This is a genomic window from Curvibacter fontanus, assembly GCF_054780335.1.
The window spans coordinates 311,885-326,558 of sequence record NZ_BAAGWN010000016.1; the positions used below are offsets into that span (position 1 = coordinate 311,885).

At 66.1% G+C, this 14,674-nt stretch carries 13 protein-coding genes and 1 riboswitch; of the genes, 8 read left to right on the forward strand and 5 right to left on the reverse strand.

What is annotated here, in order from left to right; genetic code table 11:
* Nucleotides 1-112 precede the first annotated feature (112 nt).
* Nucleotides 113-1,045, forward strand: a complete 933-nt coding sequence (locus tag ACYVH8_RS12640) for a LysR family transcriptional regulator (protein ID WP_460489163.1) — start codon at nucleotides 113-115, stop codon at nucleotides 1,043-1,045.
* Between the two features lie 99 nt (nucleotides 1,046-1,144).
* Here the strand turns inward: ACYVH8_RS12640 and ACYVH8_RS12645 are convergent, their stop codons facing one another.
* From ACYVH8_RS12645 to ACYVH8_RS12665, 5 genes are all read right to left on the reverse strand, one after another.
* A complete protein-coding gene (locus tag ACYVH8_RS12645; protein WP_460489164.1) occupies nucleotides 1,145-2,359 on the reverse strand; it encodes an MFS transporter in 1,215 nt (404 codons plus the stop codon).
* Nucleotides 2,360-2,656: 297 nt separating this feature from the next.
* Entirely contained in the window at nucleotides 2,657-3,493 is an 837-nt protein-coding gene (locus ACYVH8_RS12650; protein ID WP_460489165.1) for an ABC transporter ATP-binding protein, read from the reverse strand.
* A 106-nt stretch (nucleotides 3,494-3,599) separates the two neighbouring features.
* Nucleotides 3,600-4,520, reverse strand: coding sequence for a nitrate ABC transporter permease (gene ntrB / locus ACYVH8_RS12655; RefSeq protein ID WP_460489166.1), 921 nt, complete (start codon nucleotides 4,518-4,520; stop codon nucleotides 3,600-3,602).
* Nucleotides 4,521-4,530: 10 nt separating this feature from the next.
* On the reverse strand, nucleotides 4,531-5,775 hold the full coding sequence (locus tag ACYVH8_RS12660) for a CmpA/NrtA family ABC transporter substrate-binding protein (RefSeq protein ID WP_460489167.1): 1,245 nt from the start codon (nucleotides 5,773-5,775) through the stop codon (nucleotides 4,531-4,533).
* Nucleotides 5,776-6,095: 320 nt separating this feature from the next.
* Nucleotides 6,096-6,740: an ANTAR domain-containing response regulator gene (locus ACYVH8_RS12665; RefSeq protein WP_460489168.1), complete on the reverse strand. Its 645-nt coding sequence runs from the start codon at nucleotides 6,738-6,740 to the stop codon at nucleotides 6,096-6,098.
* 64 nt (nucleotides 6,741-6,804) lie between these two features.
* A riboswitch (TPP riboswitch) is annotated at nucleotides 6,805-6,926 on the forward strand.
* An 85-nt stretch (nucleotides 6,927-7,011) separates the two neighbouring features.
* Between ACYVH8_RS12665 and ACYVH8_RS12670 the strand changes: the two genes are divergently transcribed.
* The 7 genes from ACYVH8_RS12670 to tsaD all read left to right on the forward strand — a co-directional run bounded on the left by ACYVH8_RS12670 (nucleotide 7,012) and on the right by tsaD (nucleotide 14,256).
* Nucleotides 7,012-8,091, forward strand: coding sequence for a LuxE/PaaK family acyltransferase (locus ACYVH8_RS12670; protein WP_460489169.1), 1,080 nt, complete (start codon nucleotides 7,012-7,014; stop codon nucleotides 8,089-8,091).
* Nucleotides 8,088-9,539, forward strand: coding sequence for an acyl-CoA reductase (locus ACYVH8_RS12675; protein WP_460489170.1), 1,452 nt, complete (start codon nucleotides 8,088-8,090; stop codon nucleotides 9,537-9,539). The genes ACYVH8_RS12670 and ACYVH8_RS12675 overlap by 4 nt, the downstream gene beginning before the upstream one ends.
* A 104-nt stretch (nucleotides 9,540-9,643) precedes the next feature.
* Nucleotides 9,644-10,378, forward strand: a complete 735-nt coding sequence (locus tag ACYVH8_RS12680; RefSeq protein WP_460489171.1) for an ABC transporter ATP-binding protein — start codon at nucleotides 9,644-9,646, stop codon at nucleotides 10,376-10,378.
* The gene (locus ACYVH8_RS12685; RefSeq protein WP_460489172.1) at nucleotides 10,375-11,136 is read left to right on the forward strand and encodes an ABC transporter permease; all 762 of its coding nucleotides are present in this window, start codon (nucleotides 10,375-10,377) and stop codon (nucleotides 11,134-11,136) included. Before ACYVH8_RS12680 ends, ACYVH8_RS12685 begins: the two co-directional genes overlap by 4 nt.
* A gap of 10 nt (nucleotides 11,137-11,146) precedes the next feature.
* A complete protein-coding gene (locus ACYVH8_RS12690) occupies nucleotides 11,147-12,139 on the forward strand; it encodes an ABC transporter substrate-binding protein (RefSeq protein ID WP_460489173.1) in 993 nt (330 codons plus the stop codon).
* Between the two features lie 99 nt (nucleotides 12,140-12,238).
* The gene (locus ACYVH8_RS12695; protein ID WP_460489174.1) at nucleotides 12,239-13,006 is read left to right on the forward strand and encodes a 3-oxoacyl-ACP reductase; all 768 of its coding nucleotides are present in this window, start codon (nucleotides 12,239-12,241) and stop codon (nucleotides 13,004-13,006) included.
* Between the two features lie 170 nt (nucleotides 13,007-13,176).
* The gene (gene tsaD, locus ACYVH8_RS12700; RefSeq protein ID WP_460489175.1) at nucleotides 13,177-14,256 is read left to right on the forward strand and encodes a tRNA (adenosine(37)-N6)-threonylcarbamoyltransferase complex transferase subunit TsaD; all 1,080 of its coding nucleotides are present in this window, start codon (nucleotides 13,177-13,179) and stop codon (nucleotides 14,254-14,256) included.
* The last annotated feature ends 418 nt before the right edge of the window (nucleotides 14,257-14,674 follow it).

A 14,674-nucleotide genomic window follows, 5' to 3' on the forward strand; every position in this document is an offset into this window, starting at 1 on the left:
GGGTCCTCATAAAGCGGGTTGGCGATGTCGTTATTCTGAGGATGATGCCAATGTATGACTAGATGGCTTTATTGAGTTATATTGTCCTGAATATAGGATTATTAGGGCCCAGATGCAGGATCTCAACGACATGCTGTATTTCGCCGAGGTGGCCGAACGCGGCGGTTTTGCCGCGGCCAGCCGGCAGTTGGGCATCCCCAAATCCAAGCTTTCGCGCCGGGTGGCCGAACTCGAAGGCCGTCTGGGCGTGCGCCTGCTGCACCGGACCACCCGCAAGCTGTCACTCACCGATGTGGGCGAGCACTACCTGCGCCATTGCCTGGCCATGCGCGATGCGGCCGAGGCCGCCACCGAGGCGGTGGAGCAGGTGCAGACCGAACCGCGCGGCACGGTGCGGGTGGCCTGCCCCGTGACCCTGGCCCAGACCACCCTGGGGCCCATCCTGCCGGCTTTCCTGGCGCGTTACCCGCAGGTGCGCGTCGACATGCGCGTCAGCAACCGCGTGGTCGATCTGGTCGAAGAGGGTTTTGATGTGGCGCTGCGCGTGCGCGTGAGCCTGGAGGAGAGCCGCAGCCTGGTGGTCAAGCAGCTGGGGGTGACGCAGACCGTGCTGGCGGCCAGCCCCGCGCTGCTGGCGCGGCAGGGGCGGCCCCTCACGCCGCAGGACCTGGCGCGCATGGACACGGTGGCCATGTCCGCCGTGGATGGCCGGGCCACGCTGGTGCTGCAGGGGCCCCAGGACCAGACCTTCACGCTGGTGCACACCCCACGGCTGCTGGCCGATGACCTGCTGACATTGAAGTTCGCGGTGGTGCAGGGCACGGGCATGGGTTTCCTGCCGGATTACATGTGCCGCGAGGAGCTGGAGGGCGGGCGCCTGGTGAAAGTGCTGCCGGACTGGGCGCCGCAGCCCGGCATCTTTCACGCGGTCTATCCCACGCGCCGGGGCATGGTGCCCGCGGTGCGGCGCTTTCTGGATTTCCTGGGCGACTTCATCGAGGCCGAGGGCGACCCCTTCGCCGTGTCGGCCGCGACGGTGCGCTGAGACAGCGCGACACGCACTGCGTGTGCGGCCTCCCTTTTAGCTTCGGCCCGCTGCGCTTGACTTCGCTGCGCGAAGTCTCAGCCTGCACTGGAAGGGAGGTCAGGCGCTGCGCGCCCGGCCTCCCTTCTCTGCCCAGGTGCGGGTCCAGCGGATCTGCATCACGCGTGTCATGCCCAGCACCCCGAGCGCGAGCAGTGCGAACAAGGCGAAACCCCAGAAGTAGCTGCCGGTGTATTGCTTGGACAAGCCCATGGCGTTGGGCACCAGGCCGCCGCCCAGGGCGCCGATCTCGCCGATCATGGAGCCGGCCACGGCCGTGGACAGCGGCCAGCGCAGCGGCACCAGCTGGAACAGCGCGCCGTTGCCCGCGCCCAGGGCGGCGAAGCACAGCATCATGAGCAGGGTGGTGAGCACCAGCGAGCCGCCGGCCAGCCCGCACAGCAGCAGGGTGACGGTGATGATGACCAGCACGGCGCTCAGCGTGTTGATGCCGCCCCAGTGGTCCGAGATCCAGCCACCGAAGATGCGCAGCGCCGCGCCCATGAAGGCGGCCAGCATGGTGAGCTGGCCGGCCTGCACCTTGCTCACGCCGAACTGGTCGTAGTAATAGCTCGGCAGGAAGGTGGTGAGGCCGATGAAACCGCCGAAGGTGATGGCGTAGATGATGCTGAAGGCCCAGCCGTCCTTCTCGAACAGGCAGGCGATGTGGTCGCGGAAGCTGGCGTGCTTGTCCACGTCGTCGGGTTCGCGGGCGATGAAGACCATCACCAGCACCGGCAGCAGCAGGCCGATGGCGGCGATGCCGTACACGGCTTTCCAGCCGTAGGCCTGGGCCAGCTGCGGCGCCAGCAGGGCCGAGATGGAGGTGCCCACGTTGCCCGCGCCGACCAGGCCCATCGCCAGGCCCTTGTAGCGCGCGGGGAAGGAGCCCGAGCCCAGCGAGAGCGCCACGCCGAAGCTGGCGCCGGCAATGCCCAGCAGCACGCCCATGGCCAGCAGGTCGTTGAAGGTTTCGACGAAGAAGTAGCCGTACATCAGGGCCAGGGCGATGCCGCCCATTTCCACCAGGGTGGCGTTCTTGCGGCCGATGTACTGGGCCAGGATGCCCAGGGGGAAGCGCATGAGGGCGCCGGCGAAGATGGGGATCGAGAGCATCAGCCCGATCTGCGCGGGGCTGAGCTGCAGCGATTCCTTGATGAAGGGCGCCATGGCGCCATTGGTCACCCAGACGCCGCAGCAGTAGGTGAAGTACACAAAGGAGGCCAGCAGCGTGGGGCTGTGGCCGGAGCGGAGGAAGTTGCGCAAGTTGTTCATCGTGCTTGTCCGTGGGGCAAGAAAAAAGGCGCCTGCACGTGCATGGCAGCAGGGCTGCACACGTGCGGACGCCTTCGTCTGGAACGCTCCGGTGCGCCTTTGCACCGAATGCGGGATTTCAGGCCGGCTTTGGCCTGTTCATTTCAATGCAAGCAATATCTGCGCCCGGGCTTGGGGCGGCTCCGTGGTACCCGGCTTTCAACCCAGGGACACCGCGGAACCGGCTTTGCCGGGCCGCTGGTGTCGCCCCCTTGAGGGTGGGGGCCGCGCTCAGGCGCGGCACGGGGGTGTACTTATCTACGCGGCTTTTTCCACGTGCGCCTGGCGCGTGTAGAGAAAGTCGATCACCGCCTTGCGGCAGTTGATGTAGCGCGGGTCTTCGGCCAGCTCCACGCGCTTGCGCGGGCGGGGCAGGTTCACGGCCAGCACCTCGCCGATGGTGGCGGCCGGGCCGTTGGTCATCATCACGATCTTGTCGGAGAGCAGCACGGCCTCGTCCACATCGTGCGTGACCATGACCACGGTGCTCCTGGTGCGCGCCACGATCTCCAGCAGTTCGTCCTGCAGCTTGGCGCGGGTGAGCGCATCCAGGGCGCCGAAGGGCTCGTCCATCAGCAGCACCTGGGGTTCCATGGACAGGGCGCGGGCGATGCCCACACGCTGTTTCATGCCGCCCGAGATTTCGCCGGGGCGTTTCTGCGCGGCGGGTGTCAGGCCCACCAGGGCCAGGGCGGCCTCGGTGCGGGCCTTGAGCTGGGCCTTGTTCTCGGCCGCGGCGCCCGTGCTCTTGCTGCCGGCGCCGAAGACGCGTTCCACCGCGAGGTAGACGTTCTCGTAGCAGGTCAGCCAGGGCAGCAGCGAATGGTTCTGGAATACCACCGCGCGCTCGGGGCCGGGACCGGCGATCTCGCGGTTGGCACACAGCAGGGTGCCGTTGGTGGGTGTGGTCAGCCCGGCGATCAGGTTGAGCAGGGTGGACTTGCCGCAGCCCGAGTGGCCGATCAGCGCCACGAACTCGCCCTTGGCGACCGTGAGGTTGATGTCGCGCAGCGCGGGGAACGAGCCCTTCTGGGTCTTGAAGGTCTGCTCGACGCCCTGGACTTCGATGTACTTGGTGCTCAGCGATTCGCTCATGATGTTCTCCGGTGTTACTCCTTCTCCCTCTGGGAGAAGGCAGGGATGAGGGCTCTTCTGGTCTTGCCCTCACCCCAACCCTCTCCCAGAGGGAGAGGGAGTGAATTCAGTTTTTCACTTCTTCGAAGGTGAAGGCGGTGGCCAGCTTGATCAGCGCGAACTCGAGCACCAGGCCGACGATGCCGATCACGAAGATGGCGATGATGATGTTCTTGACGTTGAGGTTGTTCCACTCGTCCCAGACCCAGAAGCCGATGCCCACGCCGCCGGTCAGCATCTCGGCCGCGACGATCACCAGCCAGGCCGTGCCCACCGCCAGGCGCACGCCGGTCAGCATATAGGGCAGCACGGCGGGGAAGAGGATCTTGGTGACGATCTTCCACTCGGAGAGCTGCAGCACGCGCGCCACGTTCATGTAGTCCTGCGGCACGCGCTGCACGCCCACCGCGGTGTTGATGATCATGGGCCAGATGGAGCAGATGAAGATGGTCCAGATGGCCGCCGGGTTGGCGCCCTTGAAGACCAGCAGGCCGATGGGCAGCCAGGCCAGCGGCGAGACCGGGCGCAGCAGACTGATGAGCGGGTTGAACATGCGGCTCAGGAAGGTGAAACGCCCGATCATGAAACCGGCCGGGATGCCCACCGCCGCGGCCAGGCCGAAGCCCAGAGCCACACGTTCGAGCGACATCAGCACGTTCCAGCCCACGCCCTGGTCATTGGGGCCCTTGCGGTAGAAGGGGTCGCTGAAGATGTCGAGCGCCTGCTTGAAGGTATCGGCCGGGCTGGGGATGCTGCTGTTGCTGGTGATGGTCACCAGCGCCCAGATGCCCACCAGCAGGGCCAGGCCCAGCACCGGCGGGATCACGCGCAGCCACAGGCTGCGCCAGTCGTAGGGTGGCTTGGGTGTTTGCTCCCTCCCCCGCTGGGGGAGGGCAGGGGTGGGGGCAGTTTCAGGCAGGGCATGCCCCCACCCCGTCCCTCCCCCAGCGGGGGAGGGGGAGGAATCATGAAAAACAGCACTAACCATGTTTTTCTCCTCAGGCTTTGATCTTGAAGCTGTCGGCGTACTTCTTCGGGTCCTTGCCGTCCCAGACCACGCCGTCGATCAGCTTGCTGCTGCGCATGGCGTCCTTGGGCACGGCGGCCTTGGCGGCTGTGGCGGCCTGCTTGTAGAGATCGATCTGGTTGATCTGCTTGGCCACCGCCAGGTAGTCCGGGTGTTCCTTGAGCAGGCCCCAGCGCTTGTGCTGGGTGAGGAACCACATGCCGTCGGAGAGGTAGGGGAAGGTCACTGCGCCCTCGTTGTAGAACTTCATGTGGTTGGGGTCGTCCCAGGTCTTGCCCATGCCGTCCTGGTAGCGGCCCAGGATGCGCTGGTTGATCGCGTCCACGCTGGTGTTGACGTAGCTCTTGTCGGCCACGGTCTCGGCCATCTTCATCTTGTTGGACAGCCCGGCGTCGATCCACTTGCCGGCCTCGATGATGGCAGCCGTGACGGCGCGCGCGGTGTTGGGGTATTTCTGCACGAACTCGGCCGTGGTGCCCAGGGCCTTCTCGGGGTGGTCCTTCCAGATCTCCTGCGTGGTGGCCGCGGTGACGCCGATGCCGTCGATGATGGCGCGGTGGTTCCAGGGCTCACCCACGCAGTAGCCGTCCATATTGCCCACGCGCATGTTCGCCACCATCTGGGGCGGCGGCACGGTGATGACCTTGGCGTCCTTCATGGGGTTGATACCCGCCGAGGCCAGCCAGTAGTACAGCCACATGGCGTGGGTGCCGGTGGGGAAGGTCTGGGCGAAGGTGTATTCGCGCTTTTCGCTGGCCATGAGCTTGGCCAGGCTGGCCGCGTTCACGGCGCCCTTGTCGGCCAGCTTCTTGGACAGGGTGATGGCCTGGCCATTGTGGTTCAGGTTCATCAGGATGGCCATGTCCTTCTTGGGGCCCGAGACACCCAGGTGCACGCCGTAGATCAGGCCCCAGAGCACGTGGGCCATGTCGAGTTCGCCGTTGACCAGCTTGTCGCGCACGCCGGCCCAGCTGGCTTCCTTGCTGGGGATGATCTTGACGCCGTATTTCTGGTCGATGCCCAGCACCGAGGCCATCACCACGCTGGCGCAGTCGGTCAGCGGGATGAAGCCGATCTTGACTTCCTTCTTCTCGGGGGCGTCGGAGCCCGCGGCGTAGACGGCGGCGCGCAGTGCGGGGTCGATGCCGACGGCGCCGACGGCGGCGGTCTGCAGCACGGCGCGGCGGCTGAGTTTGGCGTTCAGAAGATCGGGCATGGCTGGCTCCTAATGGCGATGAAGAAAACAAAGAAGGCGTCCGCACCGGGCCTGCGCGTCGAGTCGACGCAGCAGTGCTCTGTGGGGACGCCTTTGTCCGGACCGGTGGCCCCATCCGCCGTTGGACGGGCTGCCGGATGACCGCTATCGGTCTTGTTGTCTACTACGCAAAGGACGTGCCAGCTTGAGGATGTTTTTGAAAGCTATAGATTCAATAGCTGAAAACCCATAGCCATCAGTAGCTGGTGAGGTTTTGGGAGGCTGACCGGCGGGGATGCGCCGGAATGGTGCGCCGCACCAAAAGAGATCTGTGCGCTGTCCTAGAGCAGGTCGGCCACGTCGAGCATGCGCTGGGCCACTTCGGCCAGCTTCAGGCCCTTGTCCATGGCCGTCTTGCGCAGCTTCTCGTAAGCGGCCTGCTCGCTCAGGCCCTGGCGCTGCATGAGCAGGCCCTTGGCACGGTCAATGGTCTTGCGGTCCTTGAGTTCGGCGCTGAGCTCGTCGAGCTCGTTGCGCGTCACGGCCAGTTCCTGGCGCAGGGCCTGCTCGTGCTGGAAGCGCGCCAGAGCCACGTCCAGGATGGGGCGGATGCGTTCGGCCGAGAGACCGGCCACGATATAGGCCGTCACCCCGGCCGCCACGGCAGCGCGCACGTGCGAGGTGTCCTGGTCGTTGGTGAACATGACGATGGGACGCGGGGCCTCGCGCGTGGCCATGACCACGTGCTCCAGCGCGTCGCGCGCGTCGCTCTCGGCGTCGACGATCACCATATCGGGTTGCAGCTGGGCGATGCGCTCGTTGAGGAAAACGTCGGCCGGCAGCGAGGCGATCAGGTTGAAGCCGCTCTCCAGCAGGCCGATGCGCAGGCTGCGCGAGCGCTCAGCCTGTTGCACGGCGTCCTCGTCTGCGGGGTCGCCGACCCCCAGTTCCGAAGTCACCACCACGATGCGCAAGGCTTCATTCATGTCGTTCCAGATGCAAGAAATACGCCAAACGGCGGCACTGCGCGTTGGCGCATGGCATAGAATTATCCCTGCTCCGGGGTGTTGTCCATGCGTAAGGACAGCTGAGATGGTGGGAACCGATTCCGATACCGAACCCGTGAACTTGACTCGGATCATGCCGACGTAAGAAGAGCTGACAGAGCGCCCACGGGCCCTGCCACACCTTTCGGAGCACCCGTGCCCAGGCACAGAAGGAAAGGTCGTCGTGGCAGAGGCAGTACACCCATCGTCGTTGGAAACAGCCGGTCTGGTCCCGGATGTGCTGGCCTTCATCGCGCGGCCCGATGCGGATGAGCAGGATTTCAATGCCCTGGCGCTGCGTCTTTTTGCGCACCAGTTCCAGCACGGCACCGCTTTCCGGAAGTTCTGCCAGCAGCGCGGTCGCACGCCTCGCTCGGTGAAAAGCTGGCGCGACATCCCGGCCGTGTCCATCGACGGCTTCAAGGACCTCACGCTGAGCTGCGTGCCTCCCGAGTCCTGCGAGCGCGTCTTCATGACCAGCGGCACCACCCGCGGCGACGTCAAGGGCCGGCACTATCACCCCCATCTGCAGGTTTACGACCTGTCCATGACGCTGAACTTCCACCAGCGTTTCATGGGCGGGTCTGAGCGCATGCGCATGGGCATCCTTTTCCCGAGCGAACAGCTCATGCCGAATTCCTCGCTGGCGCACTATCTGGCCCTGGCCCTGCACCACTTCGGCACGCCCGGGAGCCGTTATTACCTGGGCGCCGAGGGCTTGCTGATGGACGAACTCTGCGCCGCGCTGACGCAGGTGCAGCGCAGCGGCGAACCCTTCGCCCTGCTGGGGGCGAGCTACAGCCTGGTGCACCTGATGGATGCCTTGCAGGCCCGCGGGCTCAGCTTCCAGTTGCCGGCCGGCAGCCGCCTGCTGGACACCGGCGGCTTCAAAGGCCAGTCGCGCGAGATGGACATGGAGGTCTTCTACGACATGCTCGCATCGACCTTCGGTGTGCCGCGTTGCGCCTGCATCAATATGTATGGCATGACGGAACTCAGCACGCAGTTCTACGACGCGGGCAACGCCACGCTGCCCTCCCTCAAGTCCGGCCCGCACTGGATCCGCACGCGGGTGCTGGACCCGCTCACGGGGCTGGAGATGCCCCGTGGCGAGCGCGGCATCCTGGCGCACACCGACCTGGGCAACTTCAACGCCGTCACCACCATCCTCACCGAGGACGTGGGCGTGGAAGTGGAGGGAGGTTTCCTGCTGCTGGGCCGCGCCCAGGGCGCGCAGGCCAAGGGCTGCTCGCTGGCGGTGGACGAATTCCTGCGGGCGACACAGTCATGAAAGTCAGCGCAGGCTATCTGCCGGGGCTGCCCGCCGGCGAAGTGCGGTGGCAGGCCCTGTCCTTCGGTGCCGGCGCGGATCGGGTCGACGTGGCGGTGCCGCAGCTCACGCCCGCGCAGCTGCGCACCCTGGCCACGCACGTGCGCGAGCAGGGCCGCAGCCAGCTCAAGCCCCTGCCGGTCTCGCAGATCATCGCGGTGATCGACCGCGCCATCGCACGCCTGCTCGATGCGAACGATCCCTGCCGCCAGCAGCTCGACGCGCTGCTGCCGCGCATCTCCGGCTTCGACGCCGAGATGGTGCGCCTGGGCCTCAACGCCTACCTCAAGACCTTCCGCGCGCCACAGCTGCAGCGCTTCGTGGCCGAAGACTTCGCCAACCCCAAGCTGCTCGACGAATTCCAGCCGCGCACCAAGGGGGGCATGGCGCGCGCGTTCGGCCCCGAGCTGCTGGTGCATGTCTGGGCCGGCAATGTGCCGGGCCTGCCGCTGTGGAGCCTGGTCTGCGGCCTGCTGGTCAAGGCGCCAGCCATCGGCAAGGTGGCCAGCGCCGAGCCGCTCTTCGCCTCCCTGTTCGCCCGCCTTCTGGCCGAGGTCGAGCCGCGTCTGGCCGGGGTGCTGGCCATCGTCAGCTTCAAGGGGGGCGACACGCCCAGTGAGCGCGCGCTGTTTGCCGAGGCCGACACGGTGCTGGCCTATGGCGGCAACGACACGCTGACGGCCTTGCGTCAGCAGGTGCCGGTGAGCACGCGTTTCCTGCCCCACGGCCACAAGCTCAGCGTGGGCCTGGTTTCGGCCGCCGCGCTCGATGTGGGCCATGCCCAGTCCACGGCGCGTGCCGCGGCGCTGGACGTGGTGCGTTACGAGCAGCAGGGTTGTTACTCGCCGCACACCTATTACGTGGCGCGCGGTGGCCGCGTCACGCCGCGCGAGTTCGCGCAGCAGCTGGCCGGTGAACTGGCCGCGCTGCAACACAAGTTCGCGCGCCGCGCGCTCACGCTGGAAGAAGCGGCCAGCGTGGCCGGTTGGCGCCAGGGCCAGGAACTCAAAGGTTTTGCCGGTGCCGGCGTGGAATTGCTCGGTGATGCGGGAGCGTCCTGGTGCGTGGCCTATGCCGAACAGGCCAGCGCCCTCTTGCCCGGCGCGCTGAACCGCACGGTGCAGGTGCAGGCGGTGGACCGCCTGGCAGACACGCTGCCCCTGCTGGCCGCACAACGCGAAGTGCTGCAGACCGTGGGCCTGGCCGCCGCGCCGCAGGAACTGCAGGCCCTGGCCGAAGGGCTGGGGGCGGCCGGCGCCACGCGCATCTGCGCCCTGGGACAGATGACGGCGCCCGAGGCCGGCTGGCACCACGACGGACGCTTCAGCCTGCTGGACCTGGTGCGCATGGTCGAGCTCGAGCAGTCGGCCGAGGACGCGGCCGAGGCTTACGCCCCGTACCGGGATTGAGGAAGATGAACAAGTCTCCGTCTCCCACCGTCCGCCCTGAGCTTGTCGAAGGGCATACAGGGCAACGACCGGCTCAGGGCGAACGGGCAGGGCCTTTCCTCGACATGCGGCAGGTGAGCTACACCTTCCCCGGTTGGCCGCCGGTGGTACAGCGTGTGGACTGGGACATCGCGCCCGGCGAGTTCCACTGCCTGGTGGGGCGCAGCGGCTGCGGCAAGACCACCCTGCTCAAGCTGGCCGCCGGCCTGTTGCAACCCGACGCAGGCTCGGTGCGCCTGCAGGGCCAGGCTGTCCACGCCCCCGGTCCCGGCACGGGTTTCGTGTTCCAACACCCCACGCTGCTGGACTGGCTCACCGTGCTGGACAACGTGCTCTTGCCCGTGACCCTGCAGCGCAGGCCCACGGAGGCCGACCAGGCGCGTGCCGAGAAGCTGCTGGCGCAAATGGGCCTGAGCGCCTACCTGCATCACCATCCGCGCCAGCTGTCCGGCGGGCAGCAGAGCCGCGTGGCGATCGCGCGCGCGCTGCTGCTCGATCCGCCCATCCTGCTGATGGACGAGCCCTTCGCCGCGCTCGATGCCATCACGCGCGAGGAACTGCAGGACGAATTGCAGGCCATGTGCCGCGCGCGCGGCACCTCGGTGTTTTTTGTCACGCACGACATCGCCGAGGCCGTGTATCTCGCCGACCGCGTGGCGGTGATGGACGCCGGCCGCATCCGCCGCGACATCCGCGTGGACCTGCCGCGTCCGCGCGGGCGGGACCTGCGCTACGGCACGGACTTCAATGCCATCTGCGCCGAGCTGCGGCATGCGATGGACGGGGAGGGCGCTGAATGATTCGCTACCCGCGTCTTTTCGCTTTCGCCCTGCTGCTCATCCTGCTGCTGGCCTGGGAGTGGGCCGTGTCGGCTTTCAAATTTTCACCGCTGGTGCTGCCGGCCCCCAGTGTGATCGGTGCGGCCCTGGTGCGCGGCCTGCAGACGGGTTACCTCTGGCCCCATATCGCCCAAACCCTGCTGGAACTGGGCCTGGGCCTGGCGCTCGGTGTGGCCCTGGGTTTTGCCGGGGGCGTGCTGCTGGGCGAATCGGCCGCGCTGCGCCGTGTGCTCATGCCCTATGTGGTGACCAGCCAGGTGATCCCGAAGCTGGCCCTGGTGCCGCTCTTCATCGTCTGGTTCGGTTTCGGCACCGTGCCCACCGTGGTCATCACGGCGCTGATCTGTTTCTTCCCGCTGCTGGAAAACACCTTGACCGGCATCGCCCAGGTGGACACCGCACGGCTGGAACTGTTCCGCATGCTCGGCGCCACGCGCTGGCAGACCCTGTGGCGGCTCAAGGTGCCCGCAGGCCTGCCCGCCATCCTGGCCGGCCTGCGGGTGGCCGTGGTGCTGGCGCTGGTTGGCGCCGTGGTGGGTGAGTTCGTCGGGGCCAGCAAAGGGCTGGGCGCGCTCATCATCGCCGCCCAGGGTTCCATGGACACGCCGCTGATGTTCGCCGTGCTGCTGCTGATCACGCTGATCGGCCTGCTGCTGTACGAGACCACGCTCTGGCTGGAGCGCCGCCTGCTGCAATCCTATTCATCCACTTTCAACTGAGGACGACATCATGAAACGACAAACCCTGCGCGCGCTCGCCGCTTTCGCGCTGCTCACCCTGGGCGCCGGTACGGCCACGGCCCAGGACCCCAAGCTGGACAAGGTCACCATCGCCGGCTGGGGCGGCCCGATCTCCGAGATCACCAACATCCTGGTCGAACCCGACAAGGGATTCTTCCGTGCGAAAGGGATCGGCGTCGTGTACATGCCCGGCGCCGGCGGCGGCGATGCCGTGCGCAACCTGCTCAGCGGCCAGGCCGACGTGGCCTTCACCGACCCCGGTTCGCTCTACGCCGCGCTGGACAAGGGCGAGAAGCTGCGCGTGATCTACGACATCTATCCGCAGAACATCTTCAATGTGGTGGCGCTCAAGAGCAGTGGCATCACGAAACCCGCGGATCTCAAGGGCAAGAAGATCGGCGTCTACAGCCTGTCCAGCGGCACGCTGACCAACCTGCAGCTGCTGCTGAACCAGGCCGGCCTGACCGAAAAAGATGTGACCATCGTGGTCACGGGTCTGCTGAACTTCGCGCCTCTGATGCAGGGCCAGGTCGATGCCACCGCGGCCACCGACACCGGCCTGCTGGTGGCCCGTGCCAAAGGCGTGGGTGACGTGAACGTGATGGAGGTGCGCAACTCGCTCAACGTTTCCAGCGACATCTTCGTGGTGCGTGAAGAAACGTACCAGCAGAAGAAGGACGTGCTCAAGCGCTTCCTGGCCGCCTACCGCGACAGCGCGCAGTGGATGATCGACCAGCCGCAGGAAGCGGCCAAGCTGGCGGTCAAGCGTGCCATCAATGGCCAGAACGAGGCTATGAACCTGGAGGTGATCAAGCTGCGCAACGCATCGAGCGTCTCGCCGCTGACGCAGAAACAGGGCCTGGGTGCCATTGATGTGGACATGCTGCAGAAGGGCGCCGACGCCTGGAAGAAGATCGGCCTGGTCCAGCGCGATCTGAAGATGAAGGACGTCGTGTCCGCCGACCTGCTGCCGGGTAAATAATTTCTCCGTTCGGGCTGAGCCTGTCGAAACCTGTCCTGAGCAGGGACGAAGGGCCCTTCGACAAGCTCAGGGCGAACGGAATAATCGTAGTAGGTGCTTATGGAGTTCCAGGGCCAGATCATCCTCGTCACCGGCGCCAGCCGCGGCATCGGTGCGGCCATTGCACGGGCCTTCGCGGCCGAGGGCGGCTTCGTGGTGGTGAACTACCTGCGCAACGAAGCCGCGGCCGACGAGGTGGTGGCGCAGTGCAAGGCTGCGGGCGGCGACGCCTGGGCCATCCGTACCGACGTCAAGGACCCGGCCCAGGTGCAGTCCCTGGTGGCGCAGGTGCAGGCCGAGCTCGGCCGCATCGACGTGCTGGTCAACAACGCCTTTGCGCCCTACCGCTTCGACCCGGAGCAAAGACTGCGCTTCTGGGAAACCGGCTGGGCCGATTACCAGACCCAGTTCGACGGCGCCGTGCGCGCGACCTACAACGTCTGCCAGGCCGTGCTGCCCGGCATGCGCCAGCGTGCGCAAGGTTCCATCGTCAACCTGGCCAGCGATCTGGTCGAGCGGCCCGTGGTGCCCTACCACGACTACGCCACAGCCAAGTCCGCGCTGGTGGGTTTCAGCCGCAACCTGGCGGCCGAACTCGGCCCGCTGGGCATCCGCGTGAATTGCGTGGCACCGGGCCTGGTCTACCCGACCGACGCCAGCCGCGCCACCAAAGAGGACGTGAAAGAAGCCATCGTGGCGCAGACGCCTTTGCGTCGCATCGCCCGGCCCGAGGACGTGGCGGGGCCCGTGCTCTTCCTCGCTTCGGACTGGAGCCGCTTCATGACCGGGCAGGTGCTGGTGGTCGACGGCGGCCTGGTGATGAAATAAGGGGCATCCGCGACGCTGCTCTAAAAGCCCCTCCGTTCGGGCTGAGCCTGTCGAAGCCTTCAACAGGCGGCTGTGCGCTGTCGCAGGTGCGTTCCGACCCTTTGACAAGCTCAGGACAGGCAAGCTCAACGCGAATGGATCCAGCCAACATTGTCCTAAACTCGCCGGATATGTCCGATACCGCGCCCCTGATCCTCGGCATCGAATCCTCCTGCGACGAAACCGGCGTGGCCCTGGTGCAAACCGATGGCAGTCCGGTGCCGCAGCTGCTCTCGCACGCGCTCTACAGCCAGATCGAGATGCACCAGGCCTATGGCGGTGTGGTGCCCGAACTGGCCAGCCGCGACCACATCCGCCGTGTGCTGCCGCTGACAAGCCAGGTGATGCAGGAGGCGGGTAAGACACTCAAAGACATCGACGTGGTGGCCTACACGCGCGGCCCCGGCCTGGCCGGTGCTCTGCTGGTGGGCGCCGGCGTGGCCTGTGCCCTGGGTGCGGCCCTGGGCAAACCCGTGCTGGGTGTGCACCACCTCGAAGGCCATCTGCTGTCCCCCTTTCTGAGCGCCGATCCGCCCGAGTTCCCCTTTGTCGCCCTGCTGGTCTCCGGCGGCCACACGCAGCTCATGCGTGTGGACGGGGTGGGGCGCTATGAGATCCTGGGCGAAACGATAGACGACGCAGCCGGCGAGGCCTTCGACAAATCGGCCAAGCTCATGGGCCTGGGCTACCCCGGCGGCCCGGCCCTGGCCAGGCTGGCGGAGCAGGGCGACGGCACAGCCTTCAAGCTGCCGCGCCCGCTGCTGCACAGCGGCAACCTGGATTTTTCCTTTGCCGGCCTCAAGACGGCCGTACTGACACAGGCACAGAAAATTTCTGCCGTTCGGGCTGAGCCTGTCGAAGCCTGGCCCGTGAATGTCCTTGCCGACCTGGCCGCCTCCACCCAGGCCGCCATCGTCGAGGTGCTGGTGAAGAAATCATTGGTCGCGCTGGAGCAGACCGGCATGAAACGCCTGGTGGTGGCCGGTGGCGTGGGTGCCAACCGCCTGCTGCGCGCGCAGCTCAACGCCCAGTGCCAGAAGCTCAAGGCGCGCGTGCACTACCCCGAGCTGCACCTGTGCACCGACAACGGCGCCATGATCGCCATGGCCGCCGCCATGCGCCTGCAGGCCGGCATGCAGGAAGCCACCCGCGCCTACACCTTCGAGGTGAAACCGCGCTGGCCGCTGGACGCAATCAGCCAGTCGATCTGAGCCGCGGACTTTGGCGGTTTGTTCATAGACCGGCTTTTCTGCAAAAGCCATGCAAGTGGTTGTTGTGCAAGGGAAATCCGTGATGCGGCGTGGCCGTGTTCATCCGCAGTGCATCGTGTTGGTACGACAGGTTTGCGGGGTTTCGCGAATTTGTTCATGGTTTGTCCGGCGTGGCAAAAAGGTGGAAACCCGATATATTTCCAGCACTTAAAACAGATCACGGGAGGAAGCATGAACTTTGTTATGCCGACAGATTCGCGGTCGATATCAAGTTAAATTTCACCTTGCGCCCCGTATTTTGTAGATACAATTAAACATGCTCACATGGGACGAACCAAAGCGCGAGCTGAACATCAAGAATCACGGGCTTGACTTCGTTGGATGCGATGCAATCTGGGACCACTTCACAGTGACCCGC

What these genes read in the sequence shown, in the direction of transcription:
- ntrB (WP_460489166.1), bottom strand. Translation starts at nt 4,520, where the DNA reads ATGGTTAGTGCTGTTTTTCATGATTCCTCCCCCTCCCCCGCTGGGGGA.
- ACYVH8_RS12650 (WP_460489165.1), bottom strand. Translation starts at nt 3,493, where the DNA reads ATGAGCGAATCGCTGAGCACCAAGTACATCGAAGTCCAGGGCGTCGAG.
- ACYVH8_RS12675 (WP_460489170.1), top strand. Translation starts at nt 8,088, where the DNA reads ATGAAAGTCAGCGCAGGCTATCTGCCGGGGCTGCCCGCCGGCGAAGTG.
- ACYVH8_RS12645 (WP_460489164.1), bottom strand. Translation starts at nt 2,359, where the DNA reads ATGAACAACTTGCGCAACTTCCTCCGCTCCGGCCACAGCCCCACGCTG.
- ACYVH8_RS12680 (WP_460489171.1), top strand. Translation starts at nt 9,644, where the DNA reads ATGCGGCAGGTGAGCTACACCTTCCCCGGTTGGCCGCCGGTGGTACAG.
- ACYVH8_RS12665 (WP_460489168.1), bottom strand. Translation starts at nt 6,740, where the DNA reads ATGAATGAAGCCTTGCGCATCGTGGTGGTGACTTCGGAACTGGGGGTC.
- ACYVH8_RS12660 (WP_460489167.1), bottom strand. Translation starts at nt 5,775, where the DNA reads ATGCCCGATCTTCTGAACGCCAAACTCAGCCGCCGCGCCGTGCTGCAG.
- ACYVH8_RS12685 (WP_460489172.1), top strand. Translation starts at nt 10,375, where the DNA reads ATGATTCGCTACCCGCGTCTTTTCGCTTTCGCCCTGCTGCTCATCCTG.
- ACYVH8_RS12640 (WP_460489163.1), top strand. Translation starts at nt 113, where the DNA reads ATGCAGGATCTCAACGACATGCTGTATTTCGCCGAGGTGGCCGAACGC.
- ACYVH8_RS12690 (WP_460489173.1), top strand. Translation starts at nt 11,147, where the DNA reads ATGAAACGACAAACCCTGCGCGCGCTCGCCGCTTTCGCGCTGCTCACC.
- ACYVH8_RS12695 (WP_460489174.1), top strand. Translation starts at nt 12,239, where the DNA reads ATGGAGTTCCAGGGCCAGATCATCCTCGTCACCGGCGCCAGCCGCGGC.
- tsaD (WP_460489175.1), top strand. Translation starts at nt 13,177, where the DNA reads ATGTCCGATACCGCGCCCCTGATCCTCGGCATCGAATCCTCCTGCGAC.